The organism is Methylobacterium sp. GC_Met_3 (assembly GCF_026540775.1).
Lineage (GTDB): Bacteria > Pseudomonadota > Alphaproteobacteria > Rhizobiales > Beijerinckiaceae > Methylobacterium.
Genome location: NZ_JALNUL010000012.1, coordinates 138030 through 151459 on the forward strand (window position 1 = coordinate 138030; position 13430 = coordinate 151459).

The 13430-nt window shown below is 70.6% G+C and carries 13 protein-coding genes; 5 read left to right on the forward strand and 8 right to left on the reverse strand.

Annotated elements, in window-relative coordinates:
• Positions 1–16 precede the first annotated feature (16 nt).
• Complete coding sequence (locus OXS27_RS16630; RefSeq protein ID WP_267357591.1) at positions 17–1381, forward strand: MATE family efflux transporter; 1365 nt, start codon at positions 17–19, stop codon at positions 1379–1381.
• Positions 1382–1390: 9 nt separating this feature from the next.
• Here OXS27_RS16630 and OXS27_RS16635 read toward each other — a convergent pair whose 3' ends face one another.
• A complete protein-coding gene (locus tag OXS27_RS16635) occupies positions 1391–1744 on the reverse strand; it encodes a hypothetical protein (RefSeq protein ID WP_267357593.1) in 354 nt (117 codons plus the stop codon).
• A gap of 216 nt (positions 1745–1960) precedes the next feature.
• Here OXS27_RS16635 and OXS27_RS16640 point away from each other — a divergent pair, with 216 nt between their 5' ends.
• Positions 1961–2854, forward strand: a complete 894-nt coding sequence (locus OXS27_RS16640; RefSeq protein WP_267357594.1) for a CoA ester lyase — start codon at positions 1961–1963, stop codon at positions 2852–2854.
• 66 nt (positions 2855–2920) lie between these two features.
• Here OXS27_RS16640 and OXS27_RS16645 read toward each other — a convergent pair whose 3' ends face one another.
• The 4 genes from OXS27_RS16645 to OXS27_RS16660 form a co-directional block, all read right to left on the reverse strand.
• Complete coding sequence (locus OXS27_RS16645) at positions 2921–3202, reverse strand: hypothetical protein (RefSeq protein ID WP_267357596.1); 282 nt, start codon at positions 3200–3202, stop codon at positions 2921–2923.
• A complete protein-coding gene (locus OXS27_RS16650) occupies positions 3199–5496 on the reverse strand; it encodes an FdhF/YdeP family oxidoreductase (protein ID WP_267357598.1) in 2298 nt (765 codons plus the stop codon). Before OXS27_RS16650 ends, OXS27_RS16645 begins: the two co-directional genes overlap by 4 nt.
• Before the next feature lie 158 nt (positions 5497–5654).
• The gene (locus OXS27_RS16655) at positions 5655–6731 is read right to left on the reverse strand and encodes a quinone-dependent dihydroorotate dehydrogenase (RefSeq protein WP_267357600.1); all 1077 of its coding nucleotides are present in this window, start codon (positions 6729–6731) and stop codon (positions 5655–5657) included.
• Positions 6728–7078: a DUF952 domain-containing protein gene (locus tag OXS27_RS16660; RefSeq protein ID WP_267357602.1), complete on the reverse strand. Its 351-nt coding sequence runs from the start codon at positions 7076–7078 to the stop codon at positions 6728–6730. The genes OXS27_RS16655 and OXS27_RS16660 overlap by 4 nt, the downstream gene beginning before the upstream one ends.
• Positions 7079–7391: 313 nt before the next feature.
• On the opposite strand from OXS27_RS16660, the gene OXS27_RS16665 reads away from it, so the two are divergent.
• From OXS27_RS16665 to OXS27_RS16675, 3 genes are all read left to right on the forward strand, one after another.
• Complete coding sequence (locus tag OXS27_RS16665; RefSeq protein ID WP_243917142.1) at positions 7392–8024, forward strand: helix-turn-helix transcriptional regulator; 633 nt, start codon at positions 7392–7394, stop codon at positions 8022–8024.
• Positions 8025–8139: 115 nt separating this feature from the next.
• A complete protein-coding gene (locus OXS27_RS16670) occupies positions 8140–9243 on the forward strand; it encodes an ATP-binding protein (protein WP_267357604.1) in 1104 nt (367 codons plus the stop codon).
• Positions 9244–9388: 145 nt separating this feature from the next.
• Entirely contained in the window at positions 9389–10357 is a 969-nt protein-coding gene (locus OXS27_RS16675; RefSeq protein WP_267357606.1) for a TIM44-like domain-containing protein, read from the forward strand.
• Positions 10358–10394: 37 nt separating this feature from the next.
• Here the strand turns inward: OXS27_RS16675 and rsmA are convergent, their stop codons facing one another.
• The 3 genes from rsmA to lptD all read right to left on the reverse strand — a co-directional run.
• The gene (gene rsmA / locus OXS27_RS16680; protein ID WP_267357608.1) at positions 10395–11273 is read right to left on the reverse strand and encodes a 16S rRNA (adenine(1518)-N(6)/adenine(1519)-N(6))-dimethyltransferase RsmA; all 879 of its coding nucleotides are present in this window, start codon (positions 11271–11273) and stop codon (positions 10395–10397) included.
• The gene (gene pdxA / locus OXS27_RS16685) at positions 11270–12382 is read right to left on the reverse strand and encodes a 4-hydroxythreonine-4-phosphate dehydrogenase PdxA (protein WP_267357610.1); all 1113 of its coding nucleotides are present in this window, start codon (positions 12380–12382) and stop codon (positions 11270–11272) included. The genes rsmA and pdxA overlap by 4 nt, the downstream gene beginning before the upstream one ends.
• A gap of 60 nt (positions 12383–12442) precedes the next feature.
• Positions 12443–13430, reverse strand: a 988-nt coding sequence (gene lptD, locus OXS27_RS16690) for an LPS assembly protein LptD (RefSeq protein WP_267357612.1), incomplete at its 5' end; no start/stop codon positions are given.

Genomic DNA, 13430 nt, shown 5'->3' on the forward strand with positions numbered 1-13430 from the left:
CCGCTAAGCTTGCGGCATGACGACCGAGACCCTGCGCCTGAACCGACCGACGCATCGCCGCGTGCTAGCGCTCGCCCTGCCGATGACGCTCGCCAACGTCACGACGCCGATGCTCGGCTTCGTGGGCGCGGCGGTGATCGGCCGGCTGGGCGACGCGGCTTTGCTCGGCGCCGTCGCGCTCGGCGCGGTGATCTTCGACGCGATCTTCTGGTCCTTCGGCACCCTGCGCATGGCGACCGCCGGGCTGACCGCGCAGGCGGTCGGCGCCCGGGATGACCGGGAGGTCGACCGGATCCTGGCCCGGACGCTGGCGGCGGGCGGACTGATCGGCCTCGCCCTCGTGGCCCTGCAGGGCTTGATCGGCCCGGTCGCCTTCGCGATCAGCGGGGCGAGCGACGCGGTGCGCGCCGGGCTCACCACCTATTTTCACATCCGCATCCTGTCGGCGCCCTTCGTGCTGGCGAATTACGGGGTGCTCGGCTCGGTGATGGGCCGCGGCCGGACCGATCTCGGCCTGCTGCTCCAAGTGGCGATCAACCTGATCCATATCGGGCTGACGCTCGCCCTGGTCCTGGGCTTCGAGTTGGGGCTGGCCGGGGCGGCGCTGGCCACCGTCTGCGCGGAGGCGCTGGGATTCGGGCTGGGGTTGATCGTCCTCGGGCGGTTGGGTTCGCATCCGTTCCGGGTGCGCCTGCGCGACCTGCGCGACGCCGCAGCCCTACGCCGGACGCTGAGCGTCAACGTCGACGTGATCCTGCGGACGCTGGCACTGATCACCGCCATCGTCCTGTTCTCGGCGCTCGGGGCCCGGCAGGGCGACGTGGTGCTGGCGGCGAATTCGGTGCTGTGGAATCTCTTCCTGATCTGCGGCTTCTTCCTCGACGGCTTCGCCACGGCGGCCCAGACACTGTGCGGGCGCGCGGTGGGCGCCCGGGACGAAGAGGCCTTCCGCGCTTCGGCCATCTTGAGCCTGCGCTGGTGCCTGGGCTTCGGGCTGGGGGTGAGCCTGCTGTCGCTGGTTGGCGGCCTCGCCTTCATCGACTTCGTCACGACGAACGCACCGGTGCGCGAGACCGCGCGGGCCTATCTGCTCCTGGCCGCTTTGGCCCCGCTCGCGGCCGCGGCGCCGTTTGCCTATGACGGGATCTATATCGGGGCGACCTGGACGCGGGCGATGCGCAACCTGATGCTGTGCGCCCTGGCCTTCTACGGCGCGACGCTGGCGCTGGTGCAAGCGCTCGGCCTCGGCAATTTCGGGCTTTGGCTCGCCTTCGTGGCGTTCCTGGGCGCCCGGGGTGTCGGTCAGGCCGTCGCGTATCCGGCGCTCGCCCGCGCCACCTTCACGTCCGATGTCCCGCAATCGCTTCGGAATGCAGCCTGAGGCGCCCTGTCAGCGCGGATCCTTCCACGTGGTGGCGACGGGGGCGGGCGCGTCCGCCGCTGCGGATCGTTTCACGGAAGGCGCCGCCCGCGGCACCGCGGCCTCCGCCCGGCGCTGGAGGGGTCGCCGCGAAGCCGCATTGCTGTCGCGGCGGCCGCGCCGCACGCGGCGGTGCCGCCGTTCCGTCGAATTGCCGACGAAGCCGCCAACCACAGCCCCCGCCACGGCACCGATCGGGCCGCCGACCAGCGCGCCCGCAACGGCCCCGGAGCCGACCCCGAGTGTCGTCCGGCTCTGCGCGCCGGCCACTCCCGGCACGGCGAGCGTGCCGACCAGAACGAGGGCGGCCAGAACTTTGCGCATATCAGAGATTCCAGAATCCGAGATTTGAATACGGGCCGCCTTTAATCGCCTGAACATGACCAAACCGCGGCTTAGACTCGCGACAATTGAGGTCGTATCAAACCGGGGCGGAACTCACGAAACCGTATTTCTGGGGTGTGGCGCGCTGCGTGACGTGCTTTAGGGTGCGCTGCAACGACGACGGGCCGCGCGAGCGGCCGCACGCGGGAGAAGCCCATGGCCCTGACGACCGACCTGCGCCTGCGCCGGAGCGTGCTCTACATGCCCGGCTCGAACCAGCGGGCGCTCGACAAGGCGAAGACGCTGCCGGTGGACAGCATCATCCTCGATCTCGAGGACGCAGTCGGCCCGGAGGAGAAGGAACTCGCCCGCACGCAGGTCTGCGCGGCTGTCAAAGGCGGGGAATACGGCAGCCGGGAGCTTGTGATCCGGGTCAACGCGCCACAGACCCCCTGGGGCGAGGCGGATCTCCATGCCGCCATCGAGGCCAAGCCCGACGCGATCCTGATGCCGAAGGTGTCGTCACCGGCGGTGCTGGAGAGCATCGCAGACCGGCTGGAATCCCTCGATGCACCGGACGACCTCGCGATCTGGGCGATGATCGAGACGCCCGCTTCGATCCTCAACATCCAGGAGATCGCCCGGGCCAAGCGCGATCCGCGCAACCGCCTGACCTGCCTCGTGCTCGGCACCAACGACCTCGCCAAGGACACCTGGGCCAAGATCGTGCCCGGCCGCGTGCCGATGCTGCCCTGGATGATGATGGCTTTGGCCGCCGCCCGGGCCGAGGGCCTTGCGATCCTCGACGGCGTCTACAACGACATCGCCGACACCGAGGGCTGCCGGGAGGAATGCCGGCAGGCCCGAGACCTCGGCTTCGACGGCAAGACCCTGATTCACCCGACCCAGTTGGAGCCTGCCAACACCTCGTTCGCACCGACCGAGGAGGAGGTGCGCCGGGCCAAGCTCGTGATCGAGGCATTCGAGCGGCCGGAATACGCCAAGCGCGGCGCGATCAAGCTGGAGGGCCGGCTCTACGAGCGCCAGCATCTCGGCGTGAACCGCCGCGCCGTGACCTGGGCGGAAGCCATCAAGGCGAAGGGGTTCTGAGGAGCGGGGCGGACGGTCGCGCGGGTCTGCCTCCCCCCGCTGTAGGGGAGGAAGGGAGCAGACTGGTTAAAGCGGCTGATTCGCACCGACCGCCGTAAACCGCGTCCGCTGCGTCCGCTCGTCCCGCGCCGTGACGGCGATGTGGCCCAGTTCCTCAAGCTCGGCCAACGCCCGCAGCACGAGCGCGTGCTCCACCGCGAAAGTCCGCGCGAAGGCACGGCTGTCGCCCGGCAGTCTCAGATCGAGCGCCGCCAGGAGGCCGGCTTCCAGGGGCTTCAGCGCCGGATAGGCCGCCGCGACCCGGTCGAGGGCCGCGATGAACGCCGCTTCGTCGGGCGATTCGCTCACGCCGCCGCGCGCGCCTCAAGCGTCACCAGCACCGATTTGGAGGTCGGCGTTTCGCTCTTCTCGCCGAAGGTCGAGAGCGGCACGAGCACGTTCAGCTCCGGATAGTAACCTGCCAGCGCACCGCGGGGCATGTCGAACGGCACGAGGCGGAAATCCTCGGCGCGCCGGGTAATGCCGTCGTCGTGCGTCCCGACGATGTCGACGCGCTCGCCGAGCCGGTCGCGGATCTCCGCGAGGTCGTCGGGATGGGCGAACACCACGCGGCGCTCGCCGTAGACCCCCCGGTAGCGATCATCCAGGCCGTAGATCGTGGTGTTGTACTGGTCGTGGCTGCGGAAGGTCTGCAGCACGAAGGTGTCGTTCGTCTTCCGCGCCGCCTGATGCTCGGTCTCGGCCGGCAGGGCATCGGCGGAAAAATTGGCCCGGCCGTTTGCGGTCTCGAACACTCGCTCGGCCGCGAGGTTGCGGAGCTTGAAGCCGCGTGGCTTGCGGACCCGGCTGTTGTAGTCGGAAAAGCCTAGGATCGTGGCGCCGATCGCCTCCCGGATCCGGTCGTAATCGGCCGCGAACCCGGCCCAGTCGATCGTCGCGGTACCGACCGTCGCCGCAGCGATGCCGGCGATGATGGCGATCTCCGAGCGCAACTCCTTCGAGGCCGGCTTGTTGATGCCGCCCGAGCCGTGGACCATGCTCATCGAATCCTCGACGGTCACGATCTGGGTCTTGCCCTCCGCGTTCCGGTCGATCTCGGTGCGGCCGAGGCAGGGCAGCAGGTAGCCGACCGCGCCCGGCACGAGATGGCCGTGGTTGAGCTTCGTGGCGATGTGCACGGTGAGCCGGCAGGAGGCCAGCGCCTGCGCCACCACCGGGGTATCGGGTGTCGCCCGCAAGAAGTTGCCGCCGAGCCCGATGAAGGCCTTGGACGTGCCGTCACGCATGGCCCGGATCGCCGCCAGCACGTTGTGGCCGTGCCGGCGCGGCATGGCGACCCCGAAATGCCGCTCCAGCGCATCGAGGAAGTCCGCCGGCGGCCGCTCGTTGATGCCGACCGTCCGATCCCCCTGCACGTTGGAATGGCCGCGCACCGGGCAGAGCCCCGCGCCGGGTCGGCCGATATGGCCGCGCAGGAGCAGGAGGTTGGTGATCTCGCGGATCGTCGCCACCGAGTGCCGATGCTGGGTCACGCCCATGGCCCAGGTCGCGATGACCCGCTGAGCCCCGAGATAGACATCCGCCATCGCGGCGATCTCGTCCATCGTGAGGCCCGACTGGTCGAGGATCGCATCCCAGGCGGTCGCCTCGACGGCGGCGCGGTAGGCGTCGAGCCCCGCGGTGTGGTGCTCAAGGAACGCCCGGTCGAGGAGCGAGGGCCGGCCGGCCGCCAGCGCCTCGGCGTCGCGGGCGAATACGATCTTGGCGATGCCCCGGAACGCCGCCATGTCGCCGCCGGAGCGCGGCTGCAGGTAGTGACTGGCGATCGCGCCGCTCGAACCGCGCAGCATCTCGACGGTGTTCTGCGGGTCGGCGAAACGCTCCAGCCCGCGCTCGCGCACCGGGTTCAGCACCACGATCTCGGCGCCGCGCTCGGCTGCCCGGCGCAGGTCGCCGAGCATGCGCGGATGGTTGGTGCCGGGATTCTGGCCGACGCAGAAGATCGCGTCCGCCTTCTCGAAATCCTCCAGCAGCACCGTGCCCTTGCCGATGCCGATCGCATCGACGAGGGCCACGCCGCTGGCCTCGTGGCACATGTTCGAGCAGTCGGGGAAGTTGTTGGTCCCGTAGGCGCGGGCGAACAGCTGGTAGATGTAGGCGGCCTCGTTCGAGGCGCGGCCCGAGGTGTAGAACTCGGCCTGATCCGGGTGGTCGAGCCCGCGGAGTTCCGCGCCGATCTCCGCGAAGGCCTCGTCCCAGCTCACCGGCAGGTAGCGGTCGCTCGCCGCGTCGTAACGCAGCGGGTGCGTGAGGCGACCCTCGCCCTCGAGAGCGTAGTCGCTCCAGGTCCGCAGCTCGGTGAGGGTGTGCTTGGCGAAAAAGGACGGCGGCGCGCGCTTGTCGGTCGCCTCCCAGGAGACGGCCTTCACGCCGTTCTCGCAGAACTCGAACGACGAGCCGTGCTCCGGGTCACCCCAGGCGCAGCCGGGGCAATCGAACCCGTCGGGCTGGTTCGCCTTCAGCAGGGCGCGGGCGCCCGTCAGGGGCGCGCGGCTGCTGAGCAGGTGCTTGCCGCAGCTCTTCAGAGCACCCCAGCCGCCGGCGGCGGAGGAGCGCTTGGAAGACCCTTCAGACTGGGTCATGAACCGTCCTGGAATTGATGACGCGAGCGATCTCGCAACCGCGAGATAAGCGTGTCCGCGCCGCCCTCACAATGGCGTGCGCGCGCAGGCCCCTCATGCACGGGACACAGGCTAAACGCCCGTTGTGCAAAGTTTTTCTAAGGAAAGGTCAAAGGTATTTACGCGGCCCGGGCGAGGTCTTCCGCATCGCGGCCAACCAACGCGTCGAGTCGCGTCACGCCCGCCCGGTTCATCCGCTCCAGCAACCCTGCCTTGATGCGCCCGACGAGACCCGGCCCGTCATACACCAGGGCCGAGTAGAGCTGCACGAGGCTCGCGCCGGCCAGGATCTTGGTCCAGGCGGCCTCGGCCGAGTCGACGCCGCCGACGCCGATCAGCGGGAGGTCGGTGCCGAGGCGCAGCCGTGCCTGGGCGAGCATCCGCGTCGCCGGCCCGAACAGTGGCCGGCCCGAGAGCCCGCCGGTCTCCCGGGCGAGCCCCTGCTCGACGAGGCTGGAAGGGCGCGCCACCGTGGTGTTCGAGACGACCAGCGCCTGCACGCCCCGGCGCCGGGCGGTCGCGCAGACGGCGTCAAGGGCGTCCAGCGCCATGTCGGGGGCGATCTTCAGCAGGATCGCCGCGGATGCGCCGGTCGCGTCCCGGGCCTCGACCGTGCGGGCGAGCAGATCGTCCAGGAACGCCTCGCCCTGGAGATCGCGCAGGCCCGGCGTGTTCGGCGAGGATACGTTGACGGTGACGAAATCGACCAGCGGCGCCAGGGTGGATGTGCACGCCGCGTAATCGCCCAGGCGATCGGCCGACTCCTTGTTGGCCCCGATATTGACGCCGACGATGCCGGGCCGGCCGGCCCGGGCGCGCAGGCGGGCGGCCACGACCGCCAGCCCCTCGCTGTTCAGGCCGTAGCGGTTGATCACCGCGCGGTCGGCGGTGAGACGGAAGACCCGCGGCGGCGGATTGCCCGGCTGAGGCTGCGGCACGACGCCGCCGACCTCCACGAAGCCGAAGCCCAGGCCGAGCAGCGCGTCCGGCACACGCGCCCCCTTGTCGAAGCCGGCGGCGAGCCCGACCGGATTGGGAAACTGGCGACCGAGGAGTTCGACGGCCAGACGCGGATCGTCGTCGGGCCGGCGTCTGTCCGGCATCAGCGCGAGGGCGCGCAGGGTCAGATCGTGCGCGCGCTCCGCGTCGAGGCGGTGGAGCAGCGGCCGGACGAGCGGAAAGACGGCGCCGATCATGCCGGCAGGAGCCCGGCCGGGAAGACGTGGCGGCCTTCCGCATCGCGGGGCAGCGCATCTACCGATTTCACGGCATCGAGGAGGAGCGGGCCGTAGAGATGCGGGAACAGATCGCCGCCCCGCGACGGCTCGTAACGCAGGGCGTCGCCAAGAGCTTCCGCGTCGACAGCGACCAGGAGCAGATCGGCCTGCCCGGCGAAGTGGCGGGCCGCCGTCTCGGCCGCCTGCGCCGCGGTGGAGAAGTGGATGAAGCCGTCCTGGCGGTCGATCGGGGCACCCGCGAACCGCCCCGCGGCCTCGGCCTCACGCCACAGATCACGCGGACAGATCTTATAGATGAGCGCCATCGAAGCTCCCCGAACCGTGGCGTGGATAGAGGTGCCGCCGACCTGCGGCAACACCGAGACGCCCCGCGATTCGAGGAGCGATTGCAATCTGCCGCCTATAGTTCTACTTTCCTACGACTAGGCGGCGCGTCATAGAGCAACGTCCGGGCCGGAGTGTCAGGCCTCGGCCGCGGCAAGTCTGATGTTTCCGTGCGTAACCGCGGGGTGCCGGCCCTGCCCGGCGGGATATCGTCTCCGTGCCCCTACGACGGTCAGCCTCAAGCTGGCAGGATGGAGGCGCCGGCCCGCTCACGGTGAAGCCTTCGAGTCCGCCATGCTGTCGCACGAGCAGATCTGGAACGCCATCGACCGGCTCGCCGAACGGCACGGTTATTCGGCCTCGGGCCTTGCCCGCCGGGCCGGACTCGATGCGACGAGCTTCAACCGCTCCAAGCGCGTCGGTGCGGACGGGCGCAAGCGCTGGCCCTCGACGGAATCGGTCTCGAAGGTTCTGGCGGCGACCGGCTCCAGCCTGGACGAGTTCCTGCGGCTGATCGAGGCGCGGGAGATCCCGGCCCGCACCATGGTCCCGCTGATCGGTCTGACCCAGGCCGGCGCCGGTCGCCTGTTCACCGATGAGGGCATGCCCACCGGCGGTGCCGGCTGGGAGGAGATCGAGTTCCCGGATCTCGGCGAGGAGCGCGCCTTCGCGCTGGAGATCCAGGGCGATTCGATGATGCCCCTGTTCCGCGACGGCGACGTACTGATCGTCTCGCCGACCGCCAGCGTGCGCAAGGGCGACCGCGTCGTGGTGCGGCTGCACGGGGGCGAAGTGCTGGCCAAGGAACTGAGGCGGCGCACGGCCCGGACCGTGGAGCTTGCCTCTCTGAACCCTGAGCACGCGGACCGGGTCCTGAACCTCGGCGAGGTCGCCTGGATGGCGCGGGTGATGTGGGTGCGGCAATAGAGACCTTCGGCCCGACCGAAGGCCGCGATCGTCACCGACGGCTTGGCCGCGGCGGCGTTCGCCGTTATCGCTGGCCCGTCGCGGGCCTCCCGCATCCGCTGAGCGCGAACGCAGCATGGCGCAGCCCGGGACGGATCCCCACGCGGAGGCGCTGTCGCCCGAGGCACGCGCGCTCTTCGACGCCCTGCCGACGCCGAGCCTGCTGCTCGATGCACAGGGCCGCGTTCGCCACGCCAACCCCGCCCTCGAACGCCTGACCGCGCAGCCGGCGGAGGCGCTGATCCGGCAGGGGCTCGACCTCATCAAGGCCCCGCACGCGCAGGCTTTGCATGCGACCGCGCCCGATCCCGCCCGCGACGGCGCGCAGGAATTTTCGGCGGCGCGCGCGGACGGGACGAGTTTCTGGGCCTGTCTGACCACGGTACCGCTGCCCGGCACCCCGTTCCGGATCGGTCAGATCCTCGACATCACGACACGCCGCGAGGCCGAGGGTGCGCTCGCCCTGTCCCGGCAGCGCGAGGCGCTGGGGCTCCTGACCAACAGCGTCGCCCACGAGTTCAACAACTTCCTCCAGATCCTGATCGGCTACATCGACGGCCTGAAGCGCCGGCTCGGTGACCGCCAGGAGCCGTTCATCCAGCGGGCGATCTCCCGCTCGGCCGACGCCACCGAGCGGGCGGCCATCCTGACGCGCCAGCTCCTCGCCTATTCCCGCCGCATCGCACCGGACGTGCGGGCGGTCGATCTCGATGCCATCGTGGCGGATCTCGCGGCGCGCATCGGGCCCGATCTGCCTACCGGGATCCGCCTGACGGTCACGCCCACCGCCGGCCTGCCGCGGGCGATCAGCAACCCGACCCAGATCGAGTTCGCCGTGCGGCACCTCGTCGCCAATGCCTGCGAGGCGATGCCGTCCGGGGGCACTTTGACGCTCTCGACCTTCCGGATCGACCCCGGCGACCGGGCGATGCAGCATCCGGGGGAGGGCAGCGTCGGCATCCTCGTGGCCGATACCGGGCAAGGTATGTCGCCCGAGATGCTGGCCCGGGCGCTCGCCCCGTTCCAGACCAGCCGAGAGGCCGGCCGCGGCGCGGGCCTCGCGATCGTCCACGGCCTGATGAAGCGGCAGAACGGGACCATCACCCTCGACAGCCGGAGCGGCGTGGGGACGGAGGTGCGCCTGTCGTTCCCGGCAGCACCGGATCGGACGCTGCACTAGAGGGCATGCGCTCTGCCCCATTGGCGATGATGACAGCGGACGTCACCGCGTCGTCGCGAGCGCAGGACTAAAACCCGCGCTCAGCCGTTCCCATATTGTTGCTGGCGCTCCGCGCCGTTCGGTTCTCGTCCCCAGGGGCCTGTTCATGTTGACTCAGATTTCGCGCCGCCGGCGTGTGGCCGCCCTCCTGGCGCTGGCCACAGCGTTGACCGTCGCGGCGCCCGTCGTCGAGGCCCGTCCGGGCGGCGGCGGCTCCATGGGCTCGCGCGGCTCGCGCACCTTCAACGCGCCCTCTGCCACGCCGACCGCACCCGGCGGTGGCATGACGATGCAGCGTTCGCAGACGTCTCCCTCCCCCGGGATGGGCAGCCCCGGCATGCAGGCCCCCGCGCAGGGTCGCCGGTTCGGCGGCGGCTTCTTCGCGGGCCTGCTCGGCGCCGGCCTGATCGGCGCGCTGCTCGGCGGCGGCTTCTTCGGTGGCCTCGGCGGCCTCGCCTCGATGATCGGCCTGCTGTTCCAGGTCGGTCTAGTCGTGGTCGTGGTGATGCTGGCGCTCCGCTTCTTCCGCCGCCGGAACGAGCCGGCTGGCGCGGGCGCGCCCTACACGCGCTCGTCCCTCGACGGCCAGCAGGGTCCGACCGGCCCGATGGGTGGTGCGGCCGGCGGTGCCCCCGGAGCCGGGATGTTCGGCTGCCAGCGCCCGCCGCAGACCCGTCCCGTGCAGATTGGTCCGAACGACTTTCAGGCGTTCGAGCGCCTGCTTGGCGACATCCAGGACGCCTACTCCCGTGAGGATCGCGTCACGCTCGGCAACCTGTCGACGCCCGAGATGGTCAGCTACTTCGACGAGGAGCTGCGCAACAACGCGGCCCGCGGCGTGGTGAACAAGATCACCGACGTGAAGCTGCTCCAGGGCGACCTCGCGGAATCCTGGGGGGAGGATCGCACCGACTACGCCACCGTAGCGATGCGCTACGCCCTCAAGGACGTGATGGTGGAGCGGGCCGGCGGACGGATCGTGAGCACCGATTCGTCGGAGGCCACCGAGCTCTGGACCTTCCAGCGCCAGCCCGGCCGCGGCTGGGTGCTGTCGGCGATCCAGCAGACCCGCTGATCGCACCGCGCCCCGGCGTGGGCCGGGGCCGCTTCCCTCAAGCCGGCGCCGTCTCCGCGGGGCCGGTTTTTCTTTGGGCGTCCCACAGGTTGGCGAGGTCCACGAACCCCGACACCGGGATCTCCTCGGCCCGCGCGGTTTCGGCGAGGCCCGCGGCCTCCAGAAGGCGTCCGGCTTCCGGTGTCAGGCCTTTCAGGCTCTGGCGCAGCATCTTGCGGCGCTGGCCGAACGCCGCGCGGGTCACCGCCTCGAGCGCTCCGACGCGACAGGGCAGGGGCTCCCGTCGTGGCAGCAGCCGGACCACGCTCGACGTGACCTTGGGCGGCGGCACGAAGGCCGTGGGGCTGACGTCGAACAGGATCTCGGCCTCGGTCCGCCAGCCGCACAGCACGCCGAGGCGCCCGTAATCCGCCCGCTGTTCCGGCCCGGCGACGATCCGCTCGGCCACCTCACGCTGGAACATCAGCACGGCCTGATCCCACCAGGGCGGCCACGCCGCACCGTCGAGCCAGCCGGTGAGCAAAGCCGTGCCGACATTGTAGGGCAGGTTGGCAACGATCCGGGCCGGCCCGGACCCGATCAAAGGCCGCGGATCGAACGCGAGGGCATCGGCGTCGACCACCTCCAGGCGTCCGGGATAATGGGCGGCGATCTCGGCCAGCGCCGGCAACATGCGGCGGTCGCGCTCGATCGCCACGACGCGGGCGGCGCCCTCGGCGAGCAGCGCCCGGGTCAGCCCGCCCGGCCCGGGGCCGACCTCGACCACCGTGACGCCCTCGAGCGGCCCCGCGGCGCGGGCGATCCGGCCCGTCAGATTGAGATCATACAAAAAGTTCTGGCCGAGCGCTTTCTTGGGTTCGAGCCCGTGCCGGGCGACGGCCTCGCGGAGCGGGGGTAGACCGTCCCCGGTGCTCATAGCTCATCCTCGGGGTCGAAGTGCCGGGCGCCGGCGGGTCTCGGCCGTCCGGCATAGACGTTCAACGGAATGTCCTCGCCGCCGGGCGTTGCGGCAGGATCGGCAGAGTTGGCGGCGAGCCGGGCGGCCAGGCGCAGGGCCGCCATGAGGCTGTCGGGCCGCGCGATCCCCTGGCCGGCGATGTCGAAGGCCGTGCCGTGGTCCGGCGAGGTGCGCACGAAGGGCAAGCCCAGGGTGACGTTCACGCCGTCGTCGAACGCGATGGTCTTGATCGGGATCAGGGCCTGGTCGTGGGTCGGCGCCAGGGCGACGTCATAGGCTGCCCGGGCGCGGGCATGGAACAGGGTGTCGGCCGGGAGCGGCCCCCGGATGTCGATCCCGGCCGCGCGCAGCCGCGCCACCGCGGGGGCGAGCACGTCGCGATCCTCGTGGCCGATCGTACCGGCCTCGCCGGCATGGGGGTTGAGGCCGGCGAGCACGAGGCGCGGCTCGGGCAGGCCGAATTTCTGCTGCAGGTCCCGGGCGACGATGGTGGCGGTCTCCTCCACCAGTTCCTGCGTGAGGAGATGAGGGACATCCTTGAGCGGCACGTGGATCGTCACCGGGACCACCGACAGCCCCGCGCTCCAGATCATCATCACCGGCCGCGGCGGCGTGTGGCCGGGGGGCACCGACAGGGCCGCCAGGAACTCGGTATGGCCGGGATGGGCGAAACCGGTCCGGGTCAGGACGAACTTGGCGATCGGGTTGGTGACAACGGCGCTGGCGCGCCCGGCCTTCACGAAAGCTACGGCGGTGGTGATCGACTCGATGGTCGCGCCCGCGTTGACGGTGTCCGGAACGCCGGGCTCGGCGCCGACAAGGGCGCCGCTTGGCAGCGGGACGACCGGCAGGGCGCTGGGAAACACCTCGGCGGCGGTCTCGGGATCAACCTCGGCCACCGGGACAAGGCGGTTCAGGCGGTTCGCGAGGCGCTCGATGAACGCCGGATCGGCCACCAGGAAGAAGGGCGGCAGCGGAGCGGCACCGCCGCGCGCGAGCCAAGCGCTGAGCGCCAGTTCCGGACCGATTCCGGCGGGGTCTCCGAGGGTGAGGGCGAGGGGCGGCATGGAGGGTCTATAGCGCCCGCCGGACGCGGGCGCATCCGCGTCGCGGCCGTCCGGCGGCGATTACCGCACCGAGGCGATGCCGTCCGCCGTGGTCGCGGTCCCGACGTTCTGGCGCAGATCCGCCTCGCCCAGCGTCTTCAGCTCGACGCGCAGCAGCACCGTCTGGTTGCGCTCGCGCACGCCCGTGGCGGTGGCGATCGGCGAGTTGATGTAGTTCAGCGAGACCGTGGTGCACTCGTCCTGATAGCCGCCACCGAAGCTCGCCCCGGAGAGGTAGAACCGGCCCGGATTCTGGTAGCTGGGCACGGTCCCGATCGGGTTGACCAGATAGGAGGCCAGCGCGTCCTGATAGGTGTTGCGCACGTCGAGGTAGTGCGTGAGGTCGACCAGCAGCGAGCCGGAGATGAACCAGTTCGGCGTGATGTTGTACGTGGCGGTGGCGGTGACGCCCTCGCGGTAGTGGCTGTAGCCCAGCAGCGGCTGCGCCTCGTAGTACGAGTAGAACGCCGACAGCGTCAGCGGCAGGAATGGCGCGAACCGGGCCGTCGCCCCCGTCTCCAGGCGCGAGACGTGGAAGTCGGACTGGTTGAACCGGGCCCGGGTAATGAAGGTGATGTTCTGGTTCGGAGAGACCTGGAACCGGCCGACGAAGTCCGACCGCCGCGTCTCTAGCCCGGAATCGAGCCCGACATCGGCGATGTCGCCGCGGCGGAACGAGTTCACGCCCGCGAGCTGGACCGACTCGCCGAACAGCACGTTCGCGTACCAGCCCGACGGCGTCACCACCGAGTACTGGCCGCCGAGATTGGTGCGCACACCACCCTCGACCCGGTCGTAGCCCGAGAACTTGTCCCACTCGAACAGCGAGGTGTCGTCGAAGACGAGGCTCTGCGCGTCTTCGTTGGGCAGATGGCCGATCCGCGTCTCGGAGGGGCGGGCGATGATCTGGCCGATCGGCTCCAGGGTGTGGACGCCGAGCGCGCCGAAATTGGCGACGAACGGGTAGCGGTAGTCGAGGCCGATCGCCGGCATGACCCGGCCGGACAGC

Coding starts and splice junctions, on each gene's coding strand:
- OXS27_RS16630 (WP_267357591.1), top strand. CDS start 17: ATGACGACCGAGACCCTGCGCCTGAACCGACCGACGCATCGCCGCGTG.
- OXS27_RS16635 (WP_267357593.1), bottom strand. CDS start 1,744: ATGCGCAAAGTTCTGGCCGCCCTCGTTCTGGTCGGCACGCTCGCCGTG.
- OXS27_RS16640 (WP_267357594.1), top strand. CDS start 1,961: ATGGCCCTGACGACCGACCTGCGCCTGCGCCGGAGCGTGCTCTACATG.
- OXS27_RS16650 (WP_267357598.1), bottom strand. CDS start 5,496: ATGACCCAGTCTGAAGGGTCTTCCAAGCGCTCCTCCGCCGCCGGCGGC.
- OXS27_RS16655 (WP_267357600.1), bottom strand. CDS start 6,731: ATGATCGGCGCCGTCTTTCCGCTCGTCCGGCCGCTGCTCCACCGCCTC.
- OXS27_RS16660 (WP_267357602.1), bottom strand. CDS start 7,078: ATGGCGCTCATCTATAAGATCTGTCCGCGTGATCTGTGGCGTGAGGCC.
- OXS27_RS16665 (WP_243917142.1), top strand. CDS start 7,392: ATGCTGTCGCACGAGCAGATCTGGAACGCCATCGACCGGCTCGCCGAA.
- OXS27_RS16670 (WP_267357604.1), top strand. CDS start 8,140: ATGGCGCAGCCCGGGACGGATCCCCACGCGGAGGCGCTGTCGCCCGAG.
- OXS27_RS16675 (WP_267357606.1), top strand. CDS start 9,389: ATGTTGACTCAGATTTCGCGCCGCCGGCGTGTGGCCGCCCTCCTGGCG.
- rsmA (WP_267357608.1), bottom strand. CDS start 11,273: ATGAGCACCGGGGACGGTCTACCCCCGCTCCGCGAGGCCGTCGCCCGG.
- pdxA (WP_267357610.1), bottom strand. CDS start 12,382: ATGCCGCCCCTCGCCCTCACCCTCGGAGACCCCGCCGGAATCGGTCCG.